Source organism: Candidatus Gracilibacteria bacterium, from assembly GCA_028687475.1.
Taxonomy (GTDB): Bacteria; Patescibacteriota; Gracilibacteria; order BD1-5; family UBA2023; genus STC-74.
In genome coordinates this window covers 174716-193584 of the sequence record JAQUAB010000001.1, presented here as the reverse complement: position 1 = coordinate 193584, position 18869 = coordinate 174716, and the positions used below count along the sequence as shown (strand labels likewise).

Here is an 18869-nt window from a genome sequence, read left to right as displayed (position 1 = left end):
CTCCAAGAGGAAGGGAAATCCCCCCAAAAATTACATACCTAGATTATAGAGAAAGTCCGAAAAAGCAACTTTTTGACGAGAAGTTTTTTGATTTTTTCAGTATTCTTGCTATAATGCATCCAATACTTTAAAATCATACCTATGACAGAACTCCATGAAAAGAGTGCTGGCGGTTTGGTGTATAGAAAGATCTGAGACAGAATCCAAGTTCTGATGCTCGCATGGAAAAATGCGAAAAACGAACTCGAATACGTCCTCCCAAAATGACACATCGAAGAGAATGAAAGTGCTCTCGAAACAGCTGTTCGTGAAATCTCTGAAGAGACTGGACTCGCTGAATCAGACCTCAATGTCGTCAAATTCATGAACAAGATTGCCTATTCATTTATCGCCGGATATCTCGAAGGTGCCCCAATCATCCACAAAGAAGTTTCCCTTTTTCTCGTTCGATATACCGGGAAATCTGAGCCTCGTCCTCGTCGCGAAGAGCGATTTATCGGATATAAATGGTTCGAACCAGAAGAACTCAAGAAGATATTCTTGAAGCCTGATGTTGTCGGATTTCTCGAAAAAAATAAACATTTTATGTAATAAATAGTTTGTTGGTGTGTTAGTAGGATGGTGGGTTAGATACAAAAGTTATTGTTATTGTATAACCTTTTCATATGTATTCACATAAAGAATTGAATGTTTGGAAAAGAAGTGTAGATATTGTAACTGAAACCTATAAGCTTCTTGAAAAATTCCCAAAATCTGAACTCTTTGGTATTACAGATCAAATTAAACGAGCAATCGTATCGATTCCAAGTAATATTGCAGAATGAGGTGCTAGAGGTACGGAAAAAGAGCAAGTTTATTTCCTTATATATCGCTCGTGGATCTTGTGCAGAAGTAGATACACAACTCCTGATAGCAAAAAATCTTTGATTTATTTCAAATGAAGACTATATTCTACTCGAAAATGAATTGGCTATAGTAGGAAAAATGCTCACTAGACTTATACATTCTTTTAATTTGACTTAGTTATAGTTTAACCAACTAACCAACTAACCAACTAACCAACTATACTTATGGAATTCCTCTACAAAAACAATGCGCTCACAATCGAGTCAGATAAGAAGATTATCGAAATCGCAAGCAGTTCTCTCGTGCTTGATGGTATGTCTGTCGATATTCCTGGAGAATATGAGAAAGGAGGTTTTCTCCTCTATGTTCATGCAGAAAATGGAGTGAACTATTATCACTTTCGAGTCGAAGGATATTGGATAGCATATATTCCAGCTCTTGTTACCGAGATTTCTGGTGATATTCTCGAATTTCTCGGGAATGTCGATGTCCTCGTCATGCCAGGTGCGAAATCCATGCAGGTCGTTCTCGAAAAAATCGAACCAAGACTTCTCGTCACCTATGGCGAACTCGCACATGAGATTGCTGTGGCGCTCGGTTCCTCAGAACCAGCAGTGACAAAATACAAGCTCAAAGAAGCAGATCTCTCTTCCGAGAAGACAGGATGTGTAGTGATGGGGGAATAGAAAAAATTCAAAATTAAGAATTCAAGATTTAAGATTATCGACATTGGCAGAAAAATGAAAAGTCTCTGAAGAAATTCAGGGATTTTTTTAAACGATATTTTCTCCTCAAGAAAAACTTGCAAAACAAACGTCTTTCTATATACTTCGCGCGATTTCTCAAAACACAAACTATGTCTGGTATCCAAACCGAAACCACATCAGAGACTCTCGAAGTAGCACATGAAGTTGCTGTTTCTGGCGAAGCACATGCAGGAGCTCACGAAGCAAGTCCTCATATTTTGGCCGTCACTGGAGAGCCAATTCATGACTGGCAGATTGCAGGATATCCTATCACGACTACTGTTTTCTCGACTTGGATTGTGATGGCTGTGATTTTTGTCTTTGTTGCACTGTTTCAGATTGCGCTTCGTACGAACTTGATTCCTCGTTTTCGTTCTCTTGGTCTTGATATTGTGACTCGTTTCGACAATTTTCTCACAGGAATTCTCGATAGCAAAAAAGCAGTACGAGTATTTCTTCCGCTTGTTGCCGGATTCTTTGTATTTATTTTTGCAGGGAATATTGTCGGATTGATTTTCGATTATGTGACTATGTCGATTCCATCACTTCGCACATATCTTCGTCCGATAAATGCAGAAATTTCAACAACTCTCGTCATGGCACTTGCAACTATTATTATCGCACAGGCAACTGCAATTATCATAAAGTGACCAATCCATCACTTTATGCATTACTTGTTCAATTTCTCGGGTCATGGAATGATTGAAAAGATTATTAATGTTCCCGTTGGTTGGATTCATTTTCTTGGAGAGTTCACTCGTATTATTTCTCTCTCAGTTCGACTTTTCGCGAATATTTTTGCAGGAGTAGCACTCATTGGAGTTATTGCATACCTTGGAACAATGCTTCCACTTCACGGACTCTACGGTATTGGCGGTGTTCTCGTTCTTCCATTTTGGTTTTTCGAACTTCTCGTTGCATTCCTTCAAGCATTTATATTCATGACACTTGCGGCGGTATACTTGAAAGAATCCATCACCAAAGAATCTCACTAAATCTCAAAGCCAGAACGGAGTCTTCGGTCTCTTCGAAGATTCTATCCTGACTTTCAGGACACTCTTATTTATCCTTTTTCCTTTTCTATTATGGAACCAACTTCAGCTGTAGCTCTTGCTAAGGGTATCGCTCTCATTGCCATCATCGGTCCTGGTATTGGTATTGGTCTTATTGGTGCTGCTGCACTCAATGCTATCGGACGCAATCCAGCCGCTTCAAAGGAAGTATTTACTCCTATGCTTATGGCGTTTGCCTTTGCCGAACTCCTTGGTCTTCTTGCGTTTCTTGCTCTCTTTCTTATTAAGTAGTCTTTTTCCTTGTAGGAGATTTTCTCCTTTCTAACCTTCCTTTTTTATGGATCTCATCAATATTCCGACATTTATTATCCAGACGATCAATATTGCAATAGTTATTGGAGTTCTTTCGGTTTACTTTTTTCGTCCATATCTCAAGTATCTCGATGAAGAGGCGAAAAATAGAAAATCTCTCGAAGAGAAACTTCAGAAATCTGCGCATATCGTCACAGAAGCGCATGCTCAGGCTGAGAATATCGTCGACCAAGCCAAAGTCGATGCTCGATTGACTGCTTCTGAGATTCTCGAAAATGCTCGAAAAGAAAGTGCGGAGATTATTGCAAAGGCTCATGCTGATGCTGATGTCGCGCGTTCAAAGGGATTTGCTGATGTAGATCATGAACGCAAAGTTATGGCAGATGAACTCCGAACGAAAATTGTCGATATTGCACTCAAATTGAACGCAAAGATTTTTGGTGAGAATACAAAAGATCACACAGAATTTCTCAAGGCTCAGACAAAAGATATTTCTCTCTCGTAATTCTTCCATTTTTTTATGACGACCCCTAAACTTTCTTCATATTCTCGCGAGTTTCTCACAGATACGCTTCGTGTTCTGAGGAACTACAAGAACTCTTTGCGCCAGGTAGGACATCGCGCAGTTCTCTCAGATCCTCGCGTGGTTACTGAGATGATTCCTTATGTAGAATATGCGCCCGGAATCGAAGATGTGCTTCTGAAGAAATATACTGAGACTTTTTGCAAAAAATATTTCAGTGAATATTCAGGATCTCAGGATGCGATTACTTTTCGAGAAAATCCAAAACTTATTGCTGGCGTCCGTTTTCATTATGGTGATGATATTGTCGAAGTATCATTTCAGAAACTTTCCCATCTTTTTCATAGTTAATTTTCAGATATGTATTTCGTATCTAAAATCTAAAACCTAATATATCTTTTTATGTCTCAATCTCCTGTACAGCTTGCTTCTGACCTCATAAAATCTCTCGAACGAGAGATTGATACCGCCGATCTTTCTCCATCGAGAGTGAATGCGGGAGAAGTGGTCTATCTCGGTGATGGTATCGCGAAAGTCGTCGGACTCAAGAATGTTGCCTACAATGAAGTAGTGGCATTCGAATCTGGTGCTCGTGGTGTTGCCATGAATCTTGAAGAACACTCAGTTGGTATTGTTATCCTTTCTGGATTCGAAGGAATTCATGAGGGAATGGTAGCAACTGCTACAGGAAAAATCCTCGAAGTTCCAGTGGGCGAGGCACTCCTCGGACGTGTCGTGGATCCACTCGGAAATCCTATCGATGGAAAATGAGAAATTAAAGCTTCAGAGCATCGTCCAGCAGAATTCGTCGCTACTGGTGTTATGAGTCGTAAGCATGTTCATGAACCAATGGCTACTGGTATCAAGGCGATTGATGCGCTGGTACCAATCGGACGTGGACAACGCGAATTGATTATTGGTGATCGTCAGACAGGAAAAACCCAGATTGCTATCGATACTATCCTCAATCAGAAGGGAAATGGTGTGAAATGTATCTATGTTGCTATCGGACAAAAAGATTCCAAAGTGGTTGCTATTGCGGAAGAACTTCGCAAGGCAGGTGCAATGGATTATACAATCATTGTTGCTGCGGGTGCATCATCTCCTGCTGCGATGCAGTGGCTTTCTCCATTTGCTGGTGCTGCTATGGGTGAATATTTCATGTTCAAGGGAGAACATGCACTCATTATTTATGATGATCTCACGAAACATGCGAATGCCTATCGTGAAATGTCACTTCTTCTTCGTCGTCCACCAGGACGTGAAGCGTATCCTGGAGATGTATTCTATCTTCACTCTCGTCTTCTCGAGCGTGCTGCGAAGCTTTCTGATGATCTTGGTGCAGGTTCTATGACCGCACTTCCGATTATTGAGACTCAAGGTGGTGATGTATCAGCATATGTTCCAACCAATGTTATTTCCATTACCGATGGACAAATATTTCTCGAGTCAGGACTTTTCAATTCTGGTGTAAAACCAGCTATTAACGTTGGGCTTTCTGTTTCTCGTGTTGGTGGTGATGCCCAGACAAAGGCGATGAAGAAAAATGCTGGTACACTCAAACTTACTCTCGCACAATATCGTGAGTTGGAAGCCTTTTCTCAGTTTGCTTCTGATCTCGATGCAGATACAAAAAAACAACTCGAACGTGGAAAACGTATGGTAGAAATTCTCAAGCAAGATATTTATTCTCCGGTGACTTTCGAGCGTCAAGTTGCTATGATTTTCGCTGGTTCAAATGGATATCTCGACAATATTTCTGTTGATCAGATTCGTCAATATGAACATGATCTCTATCTCGCACTCGATCGTGAAGAAAAGATTCTCACAGCCATCCGTGAATCCCGTGATTTCTCTGATGAAACAAAAGCATCACTCAAGGAATTCCTCGAGAACTTCGGAAAGCTTTTTACGGAAAAGAAATAATTTCTTTTGTCATTTCGAGCGAAATGAAATGAAGTCGAGAAATCTCTTTTTAAATCATCTTAAGAGATAGTTCATAAGAGATTCTCCTTGCGGAGAATGACAAAATTACAGTAATAATTACTTATTTATGGCATCAGGAAAAGAAATCAAATCTCGAATCAAATCCGTCAAAAATACAGGGAAAATCACGAAAGCCATGGAGCTTATTTCTACTGTGAAGATGAAAAAGGCACAAGATGGTGTTCTTTCACTTCGTCCATTTGCTCTTGCGACTCTCTCTATACTGGGAAAAACCGCAAAAAATGATGACATTCTTGGTGTATATTCACATGTTCCAAAAGATGCCAAAAAAGAACTTCTCATTCTTGTAGCCTCTCAAAAAGGACTCTGTGGAGGATACAATGTAAATATTTTCAAAAAGGCAACAGAGTATATCCGAGATGATGGTGATCTTCCATATACACGTGAATATGACTATATTACCATAGGAAAACGAGCTCGTGACTTTATTCTCCGTACAGGGCAAAATCTTCTCGCCGATTTTTCTGATGAAATAGATGATCCACTCACTCCAGCGGAATCTCGAAGGATGGTTCGTACGGTTATCGAGGAATGGAAAACGGGAAAATATTCAAAGATTTCTGTGATTTATAATCACTACGTTTCTGCTATTACGCAGCTTCCCGTGGTGAAGCCAATATTTCCAGTCCAAAAAGATGAGATATTCACTTTCTTGGAACGGGTTGCTGGCGGGAAATATCAGAATGATTCCTATGAAGGTGACTTTACGATTGAACCAGATGTTGAGACGATTGTCTCATTCACTATCCCGATGATTTTCGATGCGATTTTCCATGAGACATTATTGGAAGCGAAGGCTTCTGAACATGCAGCTCGAATGGTGGCTATGAAAAATGCAAAAGATAGTGCAAATAAGAAAGCTGCTGGACTTACACTTGTCTATAATAAAACTCGTCAATCTGCTATCACAAAAGAAGTTTCTGAGATTGTGAGCGGAGTGGAAAGTATGAAGGATAATTAGAAAATGATAAATTGTAAATGATAAATGATAAATGCAAGGCAAAAAGAAATCTCCAAGCTTTACTCTTGGGGATTTCTTGTATAATGTCGGGTATGTTTTGTAATCTGAAGAAAAAACAAATCATCCTCGTACGGCATGCAAAGGCAATCGAGCGAAACGAATGGCAAGGTGAAGATTTCGATAGGCCTTTGAGTTCTATCGGCGAAAACTCCAATAAAATGGTTGCCAATTATTTGCGACTTATTGGAGTGAGGCCGAATCGTATCGTTGCGAGTCCGTCCGCTCGTACAAAGAGTACTGCTATTGATTTGGCCAAAAAATTCTCACTTGATACAGTGGAATATGTAGACGATTTGTATAATGAAAATATCCTTCCTACGAGAAATGCGATGAATATTCACATGAATATTGTCAAGAAGACAAAAAAAGATTGTGATGTTCTTGTTATTGTTGGACACAATGACGATCTCAGTGATTTTGCGGCATTTCTCTCTGGTGAATCAGTTCCGTCGATGAAAAAATGATCAGTTATCATACTTTCGCTTCCTGAGTGTTCTGACTGGAAAGATGTCAAACCCGGAACTCTCAAATTTATTTACTATCTTACACCACAATTTCTTCAATTGGAAGATCTTGCATAGTTATGAAATATATTGTCTATACAGATGGATGATCTCGTGGAAATCCAGGTCCTTCGGGGTGTGGAGTTTTTTTGTCGTCAGCGGATGGACAAGTGATAGAACGTCGATATAAGTCCTTGGGTATTGCGACGAATAATATTGCTGAATATACTGCGGTTCTCCTCGGTATCAGTCGCGCTATTGAGCTTGGAGCAACGGAGATCGAATTGTATGCTGATTCCAAACTCGTGATCGAACAACTTTCGGGCAATTATAAAATCAAAAATGCACAATTAAAAGAAATATTTCTGGATATTCAGGAGAGAATAGGGAAGTGGGGTGGACACATTTCTTTTACGCATATTCCTCGTGAACAAAATAAGGAAGCAGATCGACTTTCGAATGTGGCGATGGATTCATGAATGAGATAATTGGAGGATAGGGGGAATGAGAATATTTATGGAGAATGTTTTCATAGAAAAAACTCTATATTTTGCTTTGCATTTCTTCCTTCTTTCTATATAATTCGCGCGTTAATCGGGAAATGGGTATTTCTTACGTTTCGATATTGCCATCTTCTTCAGGTTTTATGACCTATTGAATAAGTTTCGAAATTCATAATTCATAATTTATTATTCACAATTTTCTTATGTCTCATACAGGTATAATCACAAAAATTATTGGTGTCGTCGTCGATGTTGAATTCACAGGAGGAAAGGTTCCTGAGATTTATGAAGCGCTCGAAGTTCAATGAGCTCCACATAAACTCATTCTCGAAGTTCAACAGCAACTGGGAGATGGAGTTGTACGTACAATTGCGATGAATCCTGTAGATGGAGTGAAGCGCGGACTTACGGTAGTTGCGACTGGTGCTCCTATTTCTGTGCCAGTTGGTGATGGAGTCCTTGGTCGTATGTTCAATGTGCTTGGTGATCCGATCGATGAGATGGATGCTCCAAAAACAGAAAGAAAAGATCCGATTCATCGTTCTTCTCCTTCTTTTGAAGAACTTTCTACGAAGACTGAAGTATTCGAAACAGGTATCAAGGTAGTAGATCTTATTGCTCCGATGTTGAAGGGAGGAAAAGTAGGTCTCTTCGGAGGTGCCGGAGTCGGAAAAACAGTGATCATGCAGGAACTCATCCATAATATTGCATCAGAACATGGCGGGTATTCTGTAGTTGCTGGAGTTGGTGAACGTACTCGTGAAGGAAATGATCTCTACCATGAAATGAAAGATTCAGGAGTGATCGACAAAACTGCCATGGTATTCGGACAGATGAACGAAGCGCCAGGACCTCGTGCTCGTGTAGCCCTCACTGGTCTCACGATGGCTGAGTACTTCCGTGATGTAGAAAAGCGTGATGTTCTTCTCTTCGTGGATAATATTTTCCGCTTTACTCAAGCTGGTTCTGAGATTTCTGCTCTTCTTGGTCGTATTCCATCTGCAGTAGGGTACCAACCAACTCTCGCGACAGATATGGGTGCACTTCAGGAACGTATTGCATCGACAAAAAATGGTTCGATTACATCTGTTCAGGCGGTATACGTTCCAGCCGATGATCTCACAGATCCGGCTCCAGCGAACACATTTGCTCACCTTGACTCAACTGTAGTATTGAATCGTTCCATTGCAGAACTTGGTATCTATCCTGCGGTAGATCCACTCGATTCTACTTCTACCGTTCTCACACCGAAAGTTGTGGGTGAAGAGCATTACAATGTGGCTCGTAACTGTCAGAAAATCCTTCAACGTTATAAGGAACTTCAGGATATCATTGCCATCCTCGGTATGGATGAACTTTCTGAAGACGATAAGCTCACCGTATCTCGCGCACGTAAGATTCAACGTTTCTTTTCTCAGCCATTCTTCGTTGCGGAGCAATTCACAGGTACTCCAGGTGTATATGCGAAGCTCGATGATACAATTCGTGGATTCAAGATGATTATCGAAGGTGACGTAGATCATATTGCGGAACGATTCTTCATGTATAAAGGGACAATCGATGATGTGAAGGCAGCATTCGAAAAAGAAACTGCTGAAAAATAGTCTTATTGTATCTCTCGAAAAATTATAAATTATGAATCTTATTATTACTTCAGCATCTGGAAATATTCTTTCAGCTGAGAAGTTTTCTCAGATTCGTCTCATGACTGAGGCGGGTGAGATCACTGTTCTTCCTGGACATGAACCGATTCTCTCGGCTATTCGTCCAGGAGTTATGTTTGTCGAGTATTTCATTGGAAATAAGCCACACACAGCAGAATATGCAACTGGTGGAGGTGTTCTCAATATCACTCCTGAAGTATGTACTATCGTTGCGGATGTTGTTGTGGATGCTGATAATCTCACGGATCTTGAGTATATTGAATCCCAGAAGAAAGAAGCAGAAAATCTTGTCAAAGAATATCGAAAAGAAAATGGCGCTACTGTTGATCCACATAGGCTCATCGAACTCGAGTATGAGCTTCTCAAGTATTCTGCCATGCATCAGCTCAGTCACAAGTATCATATCTCTCAAGGTGGTCGTAAATAATCTCGGATTTTCCGGGATTTTTTTATGAAAGAAAATATAAGAAATAATAAAATTACAATTTCTTTTTGACAAGTAATCATTTTTTCATATATTTACAAGTGTAAATATAACACTTAATAAAAGAAAGGCCAATGGATGGCTTAAATATTTTCTCACTTAATAAGTTTAATAATTACACCTTTATATCCTTACTTTTATTTCTATGAGCAATACAGCACTTATAGTCGTAGATTACCAGAACGACTTTGCAGAAGGGGGATCCCTTGCAGTGAATGGGGCACGCGGTTTAGCAAGTTCCATCCAGGAACAGATGAATCTTATAAAAAATGCATCATGACTCATTATAGCAACTCGCGATTGGCACCCTGAGAAAACACTTCACTTTGATAATTGGCCAGTACACTGTGTTGCAAATACTCCATGAGCAGCATATATAGATGGAATTGATTCTAGTATGATTGATACAGAGATATACAAGTGATTTCGAAATAGTAATGATGGATATTCTGGTTTTGAATGAGTAGATGCACTCTCGGGTGATGAAAAAGAATGATTTGAAGTCCTTTCTTCATCTCGTTCACTGGAACAGATTCTCCGAGCATCGAATGTTCAGGTACTAAAAATAGTCTGACTTGCCACTGACTTCTGTGTATTTGCAACGGCACGAGATGCGAAAAATCTTGGATTTGATGTTACAGTTCTTCGTTCATGAATTGCAGCGGTCAACGTACCAAATCTTCCAACGGGAGAAGATAAGCTCCGTGAACTCGCAGATATGTGAGTAAAAATTTCCTCTTAAATAAACGTAAATATTACACTTCATAATTTTCATCCTATGCGCACTTCACTTCCATATACACTTCAAAATTCCTTTGCACCTGCCCGAGATGAGGCAGAAGTGCAGAGCCTCCTCAATAACGATGTCTACAAGTTTCTTATGCTTGATTTTATATTAGCTCATCCAGAATATGCGAACTTGAATGTGCGCTGGAAGATGAAAGTGCGAAACCAGGATATACAACTTGCAAATGTTATCCCTGAAGCAGAATTCCGTGCACAACTCGATGCTACTCGTTCGATTGCATGAGTAAGTCCTGCAGATATTTCTTACCTTCGTGGAATGACATCAGTAGGTGGACGCCCACTTCTTCGTGAAGAGACACTTAAATTCCTCGAAACATTCCGTTTGCCTGATTATCTCCTTGAGTCGGATGGAATAGGTGGATATAACCTTTCTTTCGAGGGAAGTTGGCCAACATCTATGATGTGGGAGATATTGGCACTCAAGATTGTGAATAGTCTCTATCTTTCTTCGTATACAAAGAAAGCAAAGATTACCAGTGTGGAATGGAATCGTATTATGAATAGCCTTATGGGACGTCTCTATGCTGATATTGATACTGTGAAAGCTGATCCACGTATTACATTTTCAGAATTTGGAACCCGCAGGGCAGCGAGTACAGATATTCATCGTCAAGTACTTGAGATACTTCAGAACGAGCTTCCAAATCAGTGTGTTGGAACTTCAAATGTCATGTTGGCTCGTGAGTTTGGACACAATAATCCTCGTGGCACGAATGCACATGAACTTCGTATGATTCCGACGGCACTTCAGGATACTCCAGAGGATATTATCGATACAATGTATAGTGTTGATAGACAGTGGATGGCTCATTTTCCGGAGCTTGCTATCCTTCTTCCAGATACATTTGGAACCAGTTTTTACTACAAAAATGCTCCAAAGGATATCATCGAAGGACACGTAGGAACTCGATTTGATTCCAAGGATCCGATTATTGCAATTCCTGAATATGTGAATTTTCTCCTTGCAAATGGACAAGATCCATCCAAGAAGATGGGAATCCCGAGCGATGGACTCGATGCAACATCTATACGAGATATTACAGAAAAATGTTCTTGAATGGTGGGGAAGCTCACGTACGGATGGGGAACTGGTCTCACTAATAATACCAAGTGATTATTTCCTCGCGAAAAAGAGAATTTTGGTCCATTTGGTTCATTCTCGGTGGTGATCAAGCCCGATGCAGTTCAGAGAAAAGATGGAACATGGACATCCTGTGTAAAGCTCTCAGATAATCCAAATAAAGCGATGGGTTCCCCTGATAGGGTAGATTTATTTAAGAGGACATTTGGTGTTGAAGGTATGGAGAGTCAGAAGGTTGTGGTATAACAAAAAATTGAATATGAAACAAACAATTCTTGGACATCCTCGTTTTGATTCCTTAGTTGATACGGTTGTCACAAATAATCCAAAGCGATTTGAGAAGGGAAGTGCTGAATTTCTCCGATTTCCTGATAACACTCCAAATCTCCGATTTCCGAATGTGAAAAAGGATATTGAACATCGTGATGTGACGTATATTGGAGATTTTTCTCAGGCGGATGAGCTCTTTGAACACTATAATACTCTTTTCAATCTCGTAAAAAATACCGCAGACAAGGTTCGTATTATTCTCCCATATTTTCCGATGGGAACTTCTGAACGGGTTGAGCGAAAAGGAGAGACAGAGACAGCGCATGCCTTTGCTCATCTCATCTCTTCGCTTCCTTCTGGACGTGATGCAAAGAATTCGGTCCATATCTTCGATATTCATGCCCTCGTAGAACAATCACTCTTCAATCCTGATCGTATCAATGCAGAGCTTCATACAACAACTGGACTTTTGAAGCTTAAGAAGTGAGAAGTTATTGCTTTTCCGGATGATGGCGCTGCGAAGCGATTCAAGGATATATTTCCCGATGTTCCTCGTATTATCTGTGGAAAGATTCGAGATGGTGAGAAGCGTATTGTGACACTCAAAGAGTGAGATCCAAAATGAAAAAAGGTGATTATTATCGATGATCTCATTCAGACAGGGGCGACTCTTATCGAGACGGCACATATGCTTCGGGCTATGGGGGCTACTTCGGTTCGAGCATTTGCTCCTCATGGAGTCTTTCCTAGTGATTCACATATCCGTCTCGCGAGCGAGCTCGATGAAATCGTGGTAACCGATACTATTCCTGCAAATATCGATCGAGCGAAGGCACTTGTGAATATGCGAGTAATATCGATCGCACCACTCATAGAGAAGATTCTCAGAAGGAAATAGGATATTGACAAATATATAAATAATATATATTGATTATTAATCATAACTTGTATTTCTATGAAGCAGACGGCACTCTATCCGGGATCATTCGATCCCGTGACTCGTGGACATGAAGATATCATTGCTCGTGCGAATGAACAATTCGATGTGCGGGTAGGTGTTGCAGTGAATCCTGGCAAATCTCCAGCATTTACCCTCCAGGAACGAGTTCGTCTCCTTCAGACAGCAGTAGGAAAAGAGGGGATTGATCCACTCTCAGTTGTTCGTATTCCTGGTTCGACCGCAAGATGGATGAAACGGAATGGAATCTATAAAATGGTACGAGGACAGAGAGATGCTCTCGATGAATTGGCAGAGGCACAGCTTGAACACTTCAACACTCTAGAGTATCCTGAAATTAAAACAGTTCTCTTTGGGGCAGATGAAGAACTCAAATATGCTTCGTCGTCCGCTGCAAAGATGCTCATGAAGGCGAATCATAATCCAAGCAGTGTTGTATCGCTTGATGTACAAGAAGCACTCACATCGAGGCTCCTCTCGCAATATCCAGTCTATATCGCTGGAGGTATGTGAGCAGGGAAGTCGACGATTTCCCGTTCTCTCGAGGAACAAGCTCGAAATGTGGGAATAGGTGTGAAATATATCGAACTTGACCAAGTCTGACTCGATATCTATACAACGCTCAATGAACCATATTACCAGTGAGTCAGACAGAAACTTCGTGCCACCTTTGGGAGTGATATCTCTCCAGATGGCAACTGGGTTGATAAGATGATTCTCCGCGAGAAACTCAAGGATGCTTCAGGACATATTCAGACTGAACAACTCCAAAAATTGGATGCCATCATGATAGAAGCTATCGAGTTCCGCTATCGTGATATGATTGAGTGATTCCAGGGAATCATCCTCATCGATGGGATTATTAAGGAGTGATTTTCTTTTTCTCGTCTTGCTCACAACAATATTCTCTTCGTCGATACGAATGAATCCGTACGCATCGATCGACTGATGCGACGATATGAGCGAAAGTGAGATAGTGTGGGTCGTGAATATATCGCTTCGATGATTCAGTCCCAACCATCACGAGAACAAGTTTCATCGATGGTACAATCTCAGATTGATGAGGAATCACATGGATCTCTCGAGCTTGTAGATGGAACGGATGCTTATGATACAAGAAAAACATTCTTCCAACTCCTCAATCAGATTGACCGATATGGAGAACTCCGAGCAACGTGGATACTCTCGAAGCTCGGAATACAGGGAAATATGCGTGAGCATCTGAATTTCTTACAATCCAAATACAACGAGTCACACAGGTACTATCATACCTGGGAACATATCGTAGAATCCCTCACAATACTTTTTCAGATGGCGATCGATCTCGATCTCTCGGACGAAGAAATTATGAAAATATGATGAGCACTCCTCGGACATGATCTCGAATATGCAGTTGATCCAAAACGATACAGAACCAATGAGTCCAATAGTGCTCGAATCTGGATTCGGTATCTGGAGAAGTATGGGGTGAATATGAATCATCTCGAAGATATCGAAGACCTCATCAAGGAAACTCGTCATGGGCGTGTCCATGTTCCCGAGAGACTCATATCGAGAGTGATGCATGATGTAGATATGGCTATCCTCGGTTCGTCATGGGAACGATATCGTATCTATGGTTGAGATGTTCGTTCGGAGTTTGCTCCAGTGATGTCTGGTCTTGCATTCGAGACGGCTCGTCGTGAGAAATTCCTCGAGCCAGTTCTTGCACAAGATGGTAAGATATATAAGACGGAGTGGGCTGCTGATAGGCTCACCACCAATCTTATAGCAAATATACGTCGCGAAATCGCCGGACTCTCATAATCAACAATCAGAAATGGTTGTTAATTATTTTTATGATTTCCTCTATATTAGAATTTTCATGTTCAGACAGCACAGACAAGTTGTCCGTCACTTTTTGCGGCATTATTTTCCCAACGTAGAGGCTGTAGGTTTGATATATCATCACTTCAGTTTTTGGAAGTAGGGACTATATGGTCAATTTCCCAGCCATATTTTGAGTTTCTATTACCGTAGTCAGAGAACTTCATCCAAGCTCAGCACTTATCAAAACGCCACATATTAGAATCATACTGAGAATCTACTCATCACTTATTCCATACAGCGAGCTTCTCAGATTCAGAAAAAGTTTTAGTAAAATTGGTAAACATAGAAATATATAGTAACGAAGTAAAAATTGCGCCAACCAGAGTAAAGTTTAAATATCCCACTCATGTGGGATATTTAAACTACTTATGTTTAGTGGGGTCTACTAATACATAAGTCATTCCAGGTTTTGGAGTAGGAGGGAGAGGCTTTCACCTTACGGCTGTAATTTCTCCATTTCCCGCGGTACCACCTCGAGGTCATACTAGTCAGTATTGACCAGAACGGGGTGTTTCTGTACCTGGAGTAAGATGAATCTTGCTCATAGGACTTTTGGGTTAGCCACGAAATAAACTTGATTTCTTTATTACTTTCGATAACATGTTCTTGCGTTAAACAATATCTGAAACTAATAGCTCCATCACGAGCCATTTTTTTGTGGTTAAAAATGGCTCTTAGATACAAGATATTGGGTTTTTAAGTAAAGTCAAAACATTTTTCAGAGATTTTCCTATTTTGTTATTTTCAAGAAAATAAACTTGTAAATAAGGGGGATTTTCATATAATTCACAAAAAATCACCATGATTCTCAATTCTTTTCATAAAAATATTCTAGCATTTCTCAGTAGTAATACCGACGAATCCTTTACTCTTATGGATATTGGTAATGAGGTCTGATTGGATCATCCACAAAAGGTGCAAGATAAATTGAGTCAATTAGAAAAATGATGATTTATCAAAAGAAATCCTTTTTGATGATTCCAAGTAGCAAAGATATCTGAGAATGATAATAAGATTTATCTTCCATTTTTTGGCTTTGCTCAATGTGGAAATGCTGGAGAAGCCATATTAGATGAATATCCAAAAAAGAAACTTCCAGTAGATAAAGATGTTATTAATCCGATGTTACAGGATGAGTATTTTATTACAAGAGCTAAAGGTGATTCAATGCAACCATTTATTGATAATGGAGATTTTGTACTGATTAAAGTACAAGAATGATATAACCCAGAGGATAAAGTTCTTATAGTTAATGACGGTATTCCCAAGATTAAGAAGGTGATTAGTGATTGAGGAAAAGTTGTTTTGCGCTCCTTTAATAATGAACATAAAGATTTTGTTCTTGATGAAGATAACGAGAATCATGTAGTTTGAATTGTGAAAAAAACCTTCCCTAAAGGCACATATATAGTCTAAATTCTCAACTTTTTCTTTTGACTTTTAAATCGAAAAGGATATAAGTGTATATATAACACTTAATAAATAGCCAGATTCGTTTGCTTCTATTTTTCCTCTATATTAAGTGTAATATTTACAATTAACAATATTGCATATGATTAGCATATCACAGATGAATGTCCAAGCAGGACAACCAGAAAAGAATCTCAGACAGATGAAGCAAGATATGTCGCTCGCGAAAGAACAGGGAAGTGAGCTCGTGATATTTCCTGAACTTGCACTTCCAGGATATATGCTCGGGGATGAGTGGGAGAATGACACATTCGTCCGAGAATGTGAAGATATGAATGCAGAGATTATCGATGAGACTCGTCGTCTTGCCCTTGGTACCATCTGGGGAAATGTAAAAACCGATGCGAATAGAGTGAATGAAGATGGTCGTCTCCGTAAGTACAATGCAGCATTTGTTGCACAGAATGGGATTCTTGTTCCTGGGGGGCTTGGTGATGGTTCTATTATTAAGACACTCATGCCAAACTATCGTGAATTCCGTGACAAGCGACATTTTACTTCACTTCGGGATCTAGCATTCGAGGAAGGGAAGGGTCTCAGTGATATGAAGGAATATTATCAACCATTTGAGATGGTGATAGATGGTGTGAGGCGTCGAATCGGAGTGATTATCTGTGAGGATATGTGGGATGATGATTATGTTGTGAAACCTGTAAAACTCCTCAAAGAAAATGGAGCTGATATGATTGTAAATGTCTCTGCTTCGCCGTATGGTATCGGAAAACAATCGAAGCGTGATAGACTCCTTGCACGTCAGAGTGAATGAATTGATCTCTATTATGCAAATAATGCCTGAGTACAAAATAACGGCAAAAATATATTTGTCTTCGATGGAGCAAGTCCCGTGTATCATGATGGAAAAAAGATATTTCAGGCACCATGATTTCGTGCTGGAGTATACCAGGTGGATGAAACAATTACGAATGGGGAAACAGAAATCGAGAAGATAGCAATGGCTCTTATGACGGGATTTCAGGATTTTATGAACCGTATCGGACAGAAGAAAGTTGTCATCGGGCTTCTCAGGTGGAATAGACTCTGCCGTGGTTGCTACAATTGCTGTACTCGCTCTTGGTCCAGAAAATGTAACAACGGTGAATATGCCGAGTGAATACAATTCAGCAACCACAAAATGACTCGCATCAGATCTTGCCAGGGAACTCGGTGTGGATTATAGGATTATCCCGATTCAAGAAAGTGTGGACTATACTCGAGCACAGATTGAAGGAGTATTTGGAGTATCGACTGCGGGGCTTGTGGCTGAAAATATACAGGCTCGTGATCGTGGTTCTCGTGTACTCGCAGGAGTAGCTGCCTCACTCGGTGCTGTATTTACGAACAACGGAAACAAGACCGAAGTGGCACAATGATATGCAACCCTCTATGGAGATGTGAGTGGTTCGATTGCGCCAATAGCCGATCTCTACAAGACACAGGTATTCGAACTTGCGAGATATCTCGCAGGGAAGTATCAGCTTCCGACATTGAGTCGAATCTGTGATATTCCACCTTCCGCAGAACTTTCTCATGATCAAGCGGTAGATGAAGGAAAGGGAGATCCATTCATCTTTGAATATCACGATAAACTCCTTTTCCAACTTATCGAGATGCGACGAGATCCTGCTGATATTCTTGAAGCGCTTCTAAAATGAGAACTTGATACACTTATCGGTGCTCCTCGAAAGATAGTGGGTCCAGATGGATATTTTCCTACCAATGAATCGTTCATCACAGATCTCGAACGTATCTGGAAGAATTACAAGATATCTTACTTCAAGCGCATTCAGGCTCCACCGATTTTGACCGTGAGTCGCAGGGCTTTTGGGTATGACCTTGAAGAATCACAAAATGGAGTGCATTTTTCTCGAAATTATGCTACAATCAAAAATAAAATTTTATCATAACGTATATGAATCAACATGAATTTACACTCAAAGATGAACGAGGCCACCTGTCTTTTTTCTATGATTCTCGTTCTCGAAATATCGCAAAGATACAGGAGTTTCTCGCGTCTCCGAATATTCGAAAACTCCAAGAATCGATAGAAGAACGTGCTTATATTGTGCTTGGTTGAGATGGTCTTTTTGTACACGTAGCAAAAGAAGCTCATCGAGATGAATGTTCTATTCTTGGGATAAATTTTGGTACAAAATGATTCCTTCTCCATGATCAGAGTATTTTTGATCAGGGTGAGCTCTTTTTCTCAGCACGGGAATATCCGATTCTTCATGCTGATGTACATATAGGGGAGGAACATGTTCATGGACATGCTTTTAATGAGGTCTATGTAACACGCGCAGGTGATGCGAGCTCAGTACATCTTTCATTTGCTCAACGAGGCAAGATTATCGAACGATATTCGGGAGATGGGCTTATGATATCGACACCCGCGGGTTCTACTGGATGGAGTCGAAGTTATGGTGGAGTAATCCTTCCACACAATGCTAACTTGAATGTACTTACTCCACTCGGGAATACATTTCCTCGTGATTTTCACTCGACGGTAATCCCAGATAAGGGGCGAGTTCGTATCAAAAATGATACTACCCGAGAGGCCCCTATCGATATCCTTGTGGATAATCGCAGAATTGTCTCTATGGAATCTCGTCCATTTGAACTCGTGATAGAGCGTGCATCCAGGTGAGTACGACTTTTTATCGAACAATCATATCGCGAGCGTTGGGATGCAAAAATCTACGAAGAACAAGGAATGACACTCGAATAATAATTTTTGATTTTATGATATCTATGGAAAAATTCTACTCTGATCTCCACTTTCATACAACCGATTC

21 protein-coding genes and 2 pseudogenes are annotated in these 18869 nt (G+C 40.3%); 21 read left to right on the top strand and 2 right to left on the bottom strand.

From position 1 onward, the window contains the following. Nucleotides 1–141 precede the first annotated feature (141 nt). The 17 genes and pseudogenes from PHY14_00985 (at nucleotide 142) to PHY14_00905 (ending at nucleotide 14544) form a co-directional block, all read left to right on the top strand. On the top strand, nucleotides 142–591 hold the full coding sequence (locus tag PHY14_00985) for an NUDIX domain-containing protein (protein ID MDD2693488.1): 450 nt from the start codon (nucleotides 142–144) through the stop codon (nucleotides 589–591). 74 nt (nucleotides 592–665) lie between these two features. Then, nucleotides 666–1023: pseudogene (locus PHY14_00980) on the top strand (four helix bundle protein). A 47-nt stretch (nucleotides 1024–1070) separates the two neighbouring features. Then, the gene (locus PHY14_00975) at nucleotides 1071–1532 is read left to right on the top strand and encodes a hypothetical protein (GenBank protein MDD2693487.1); all 462 of its coding nucleotides are present in this window, start codon (nucleotides 1071–1073) and stop codon (nucleotides 1530–1532) included. 170 nt (nucleotides 1533–1702) lie between these two features. Continuing rightward, nucleotides 1703–2587: a F0F1 ATP synthase subunit A gene (locus PHY14_00970; protein MDD2693486.1), complete on the top strand. Its 885-nt coding sequence runs from the start codon at nucleotides 1703–1705 to the stop codon at nucleotides 2585–2587. A 90-nt stretch (nucleotides 2588–2677) separates the two neighbouring features. Further along, on the top strand, nucleotides 2678–2896 hold the full coding sequence (locus PHY14_00965; protein MDD2693485.1) for a hypothetical protein: 219 nt from the start codon (nucleotides 2678–2680) through the stop codon (nucleotides 2894–2896). A gap of 46 nt (nucleotides 2897–2942) precedes the next feature. Beyond that, nucleotides 2943–3422, top strand: a complete 480-nt coding sequence (locus tag PHY14_00960) for an ATP synthase F0 subunit B (GenBank protein ID MDD2693484.1) — start codon at nucleotides 2943–2945, stop codon at nucleotides 3420–3422. A 15-nt stretch (nucleotides 3423–3437) separates the two neighbouring features. After that, nucleotides 3438–3791 carry a hypothetical protein gene (locus PHY14_00955; protein MDD2693483.1) on the top strand — a complete coding sequence of 118 codons (354 nt, stop codon included), beginning with the start codon at nucleotides 3438–3440 and terminating at the stop codon, nucleotides 3789–3791. Between the two features lie 51 nt (nucleotides 3792–3842). Next, nucleotides 3843–5366: a F0F1 ATP synthase subunit alpha gene (gene atpA / locus PHY14_00950; protein ID MDD2693482.1), complete on the top strand. Its 1524-nt coding sequence runs from the start codon at nucleotides 3843–3845 to the stop codon at nucleotides 5364–5366. A gap of 127 nt (nucleotides 5367–5493) precedes the next feature. Then, the gene (gene atpG / locus PHY14_00945; GenBank protein ID MDD2693481.1) at nucleotides 5494–6408 is read left to right on the top strand and encodes an ATP synthase F1 subunit gamma; all 915 of its coding nucleotides are present in this window, start codon (nucleotides 5494–5496) and stop codon (nucleotides 6406–6408) included. 92 nt (nucleotides 6409–6500) lie between these two features. Next, nucleotides 6501–7049, top strand: a complete 549-nt coding sequence (locus PHY14_00940; GenBank protein MDD2693480.1) for a histidine phosphatase family protein — start codon at nucleotides 6501–6503, stop codon at nucleotides 7047–7049. Nucleotides 7050–7051: 2 nt separating this feature from the next. Further along, nucleotides 7052–7459 carry a ribonuclease HI family protein gene (locus PHY14_00935; protein MDD2693479.1) on the top strand — a complete coding sequence of 136 codons (408 nt, stop codon included), beginning with the start codon at nucleotides 7052–7054 and terminating at the stop codon, nucleotides 7457–7459. 218 nt (nucleotides 7460–7677) lie between these two features. Further along, nucleotides 7678–9078, top strand: a complete 1401-nt coding sequence (gene atpD, locus PHY14_00930) for a F0F1 ATP synthase subunit beta (GenBank protein ID MDD2693478.1) — start codon at nucleotides 7678–7680, stop codon at nucleotides 9076–9078. Nucleotides 9079–9109: 31 nt separating this feature from the next. After that, nucleotides 9110–9565, top strand: coding sequence for a hypothetical protein (locus PHY14_00925; protein MDD2693477.1), 456 nt, complete (start codon nucleotides 9110–9112; stop codon nucleotides 9563–9565). Nucleotides 9566–9767: 202 nt separating this feature from the next. After that, nucleotides 9768–10364: an isochorismatase family protein gene (locus tag PHY14_00920; GenBank protein MDD2693476.1), complete on the top strand. Its 597-nt coding sequence runs from the start codon at nucleotides 9768–9770 to the stop codon at nucleotides 10362–10364. A 36-nt stretch (nucleotides 10365–10400) separates the two neighbouring features. Further along, nucleotides 10401–11756 (top strand): hypothetical protein, encoded by a 1356-nt coding sequence (locus PHY14_00915; protein ID MDD2693475.1) that lies wholly within the window; start codon nucleotides 10401–10403, stop codon nucleotides 11754–11756. Nucleotides 11757–11769: 13 nt separating this feature from the next. Beyond that, a complete protein-coding gene (gene prs, locus PHY14_00910; protein MDD2693474.1) occupies nucleotides 11770–12678 on the top strand; it encodes a ribose-phosphate diphosphokinase in 909 nt (302 codons plus the stop codon). A gap of 57 nt (nucleotides 12679–12735) precedes the next feature. Continuing rightward, a complete protein-coding gene (locus PHY14_00905) occupies nucleotides 12736–14544 on the top strand; it encodes a dephospho-CoA kinase (protein MDD2693473.1) in 1809 nt (602 codons plus the stop codon). A gap of 47 nt (nucleotides 14545–14591) precedes the next feature. On the opposite strand, the gene PHY14_00900 is transcribed toward PHY14_00905, so the two are convergent. Together PHY14_00900 and PHY14_00895 are read right to left on the bottom strand one after the other, a co-directional pair. After that, complete coding sequence (locus tag PHY14_00900; GenBank protein MDD2693472.1) at nucleotides 14592–14891, bottom strand: HNH endonuclease signature motif containing protein; 300 nt, start codon at nucleotides 14889–14891, stop codon at nucleotides 14592–14594. A gap of 78 nt (nucleotides 14892–14969) precedes the next feature. Then, nucleotides 14970–15152 (bottom strand): hypothetical protein, encoded by a 183-nt coding sequence (locus PHY14_00895; protein ID MDD2693471.1) that lies wholly within the window; start codon nucleotides 15150–15152, stop codon nucleotides 14970–14972. Between the two features lie 256 nt (nucleotides 15153–15408). Here PHY14_00895 and PHY14_00890 point away from each other — a divergent pair, with 256 nt between their 5' ends. The 4 genes and pseudogenes from PHY14_00890 to PHY14_00875 all read left to right on the top strand — a co-directional run bounded on the left by PHY14_00890 (nucleotide 15409) and on the right by PHY14_00875 (nucleotide 18802). Continuing rightward, nucleotides 15409–16023: a S24 family peptidase gene (locus PHY14_00890; GenBank protein MDD2693470.1), complete on the top strand. Its 615-nt coding sequence runs from the start codon at nucleotides 15409–15411 to the stop codon at nucleotides 16021–16023. A gap of 154 nt (nucleotides 16024–16177) precedes the next feature. Beyond that, nucleotides 16178–16783: pseudogene (locus tag PHY14_00885) on the top strand (NAD(+) synthase). A 337-nt stretch (nucleotides 16784–17120) separates the two neighbouring features. Then, the gene (gene nadE, locus PHY14_00880; GenBank protein MDD2693469.1) at nucleotides 17121–17981 is read left to right on the top strand and encodes an NAD(+) synthase; all 861 of its coding nucleotides are present in this window, start codon (nucleotides 17121–17123) and stop codon (nucleotides 17979–17981) included. A 5-nt stretch (nucleotides 17982–17986) separates the two neighbouring features. After that, a complete protein-coding gene (locus tag PHY14_00875) occupies nucleotides 17987–18802 on the top strand; it encodes a hypothetical protein (protein ID MDD2693468.1) in 816 nt (271 codons plus the stop codon). Nucleotides 18803–18869: the final 67 nt, after the last annotated feature.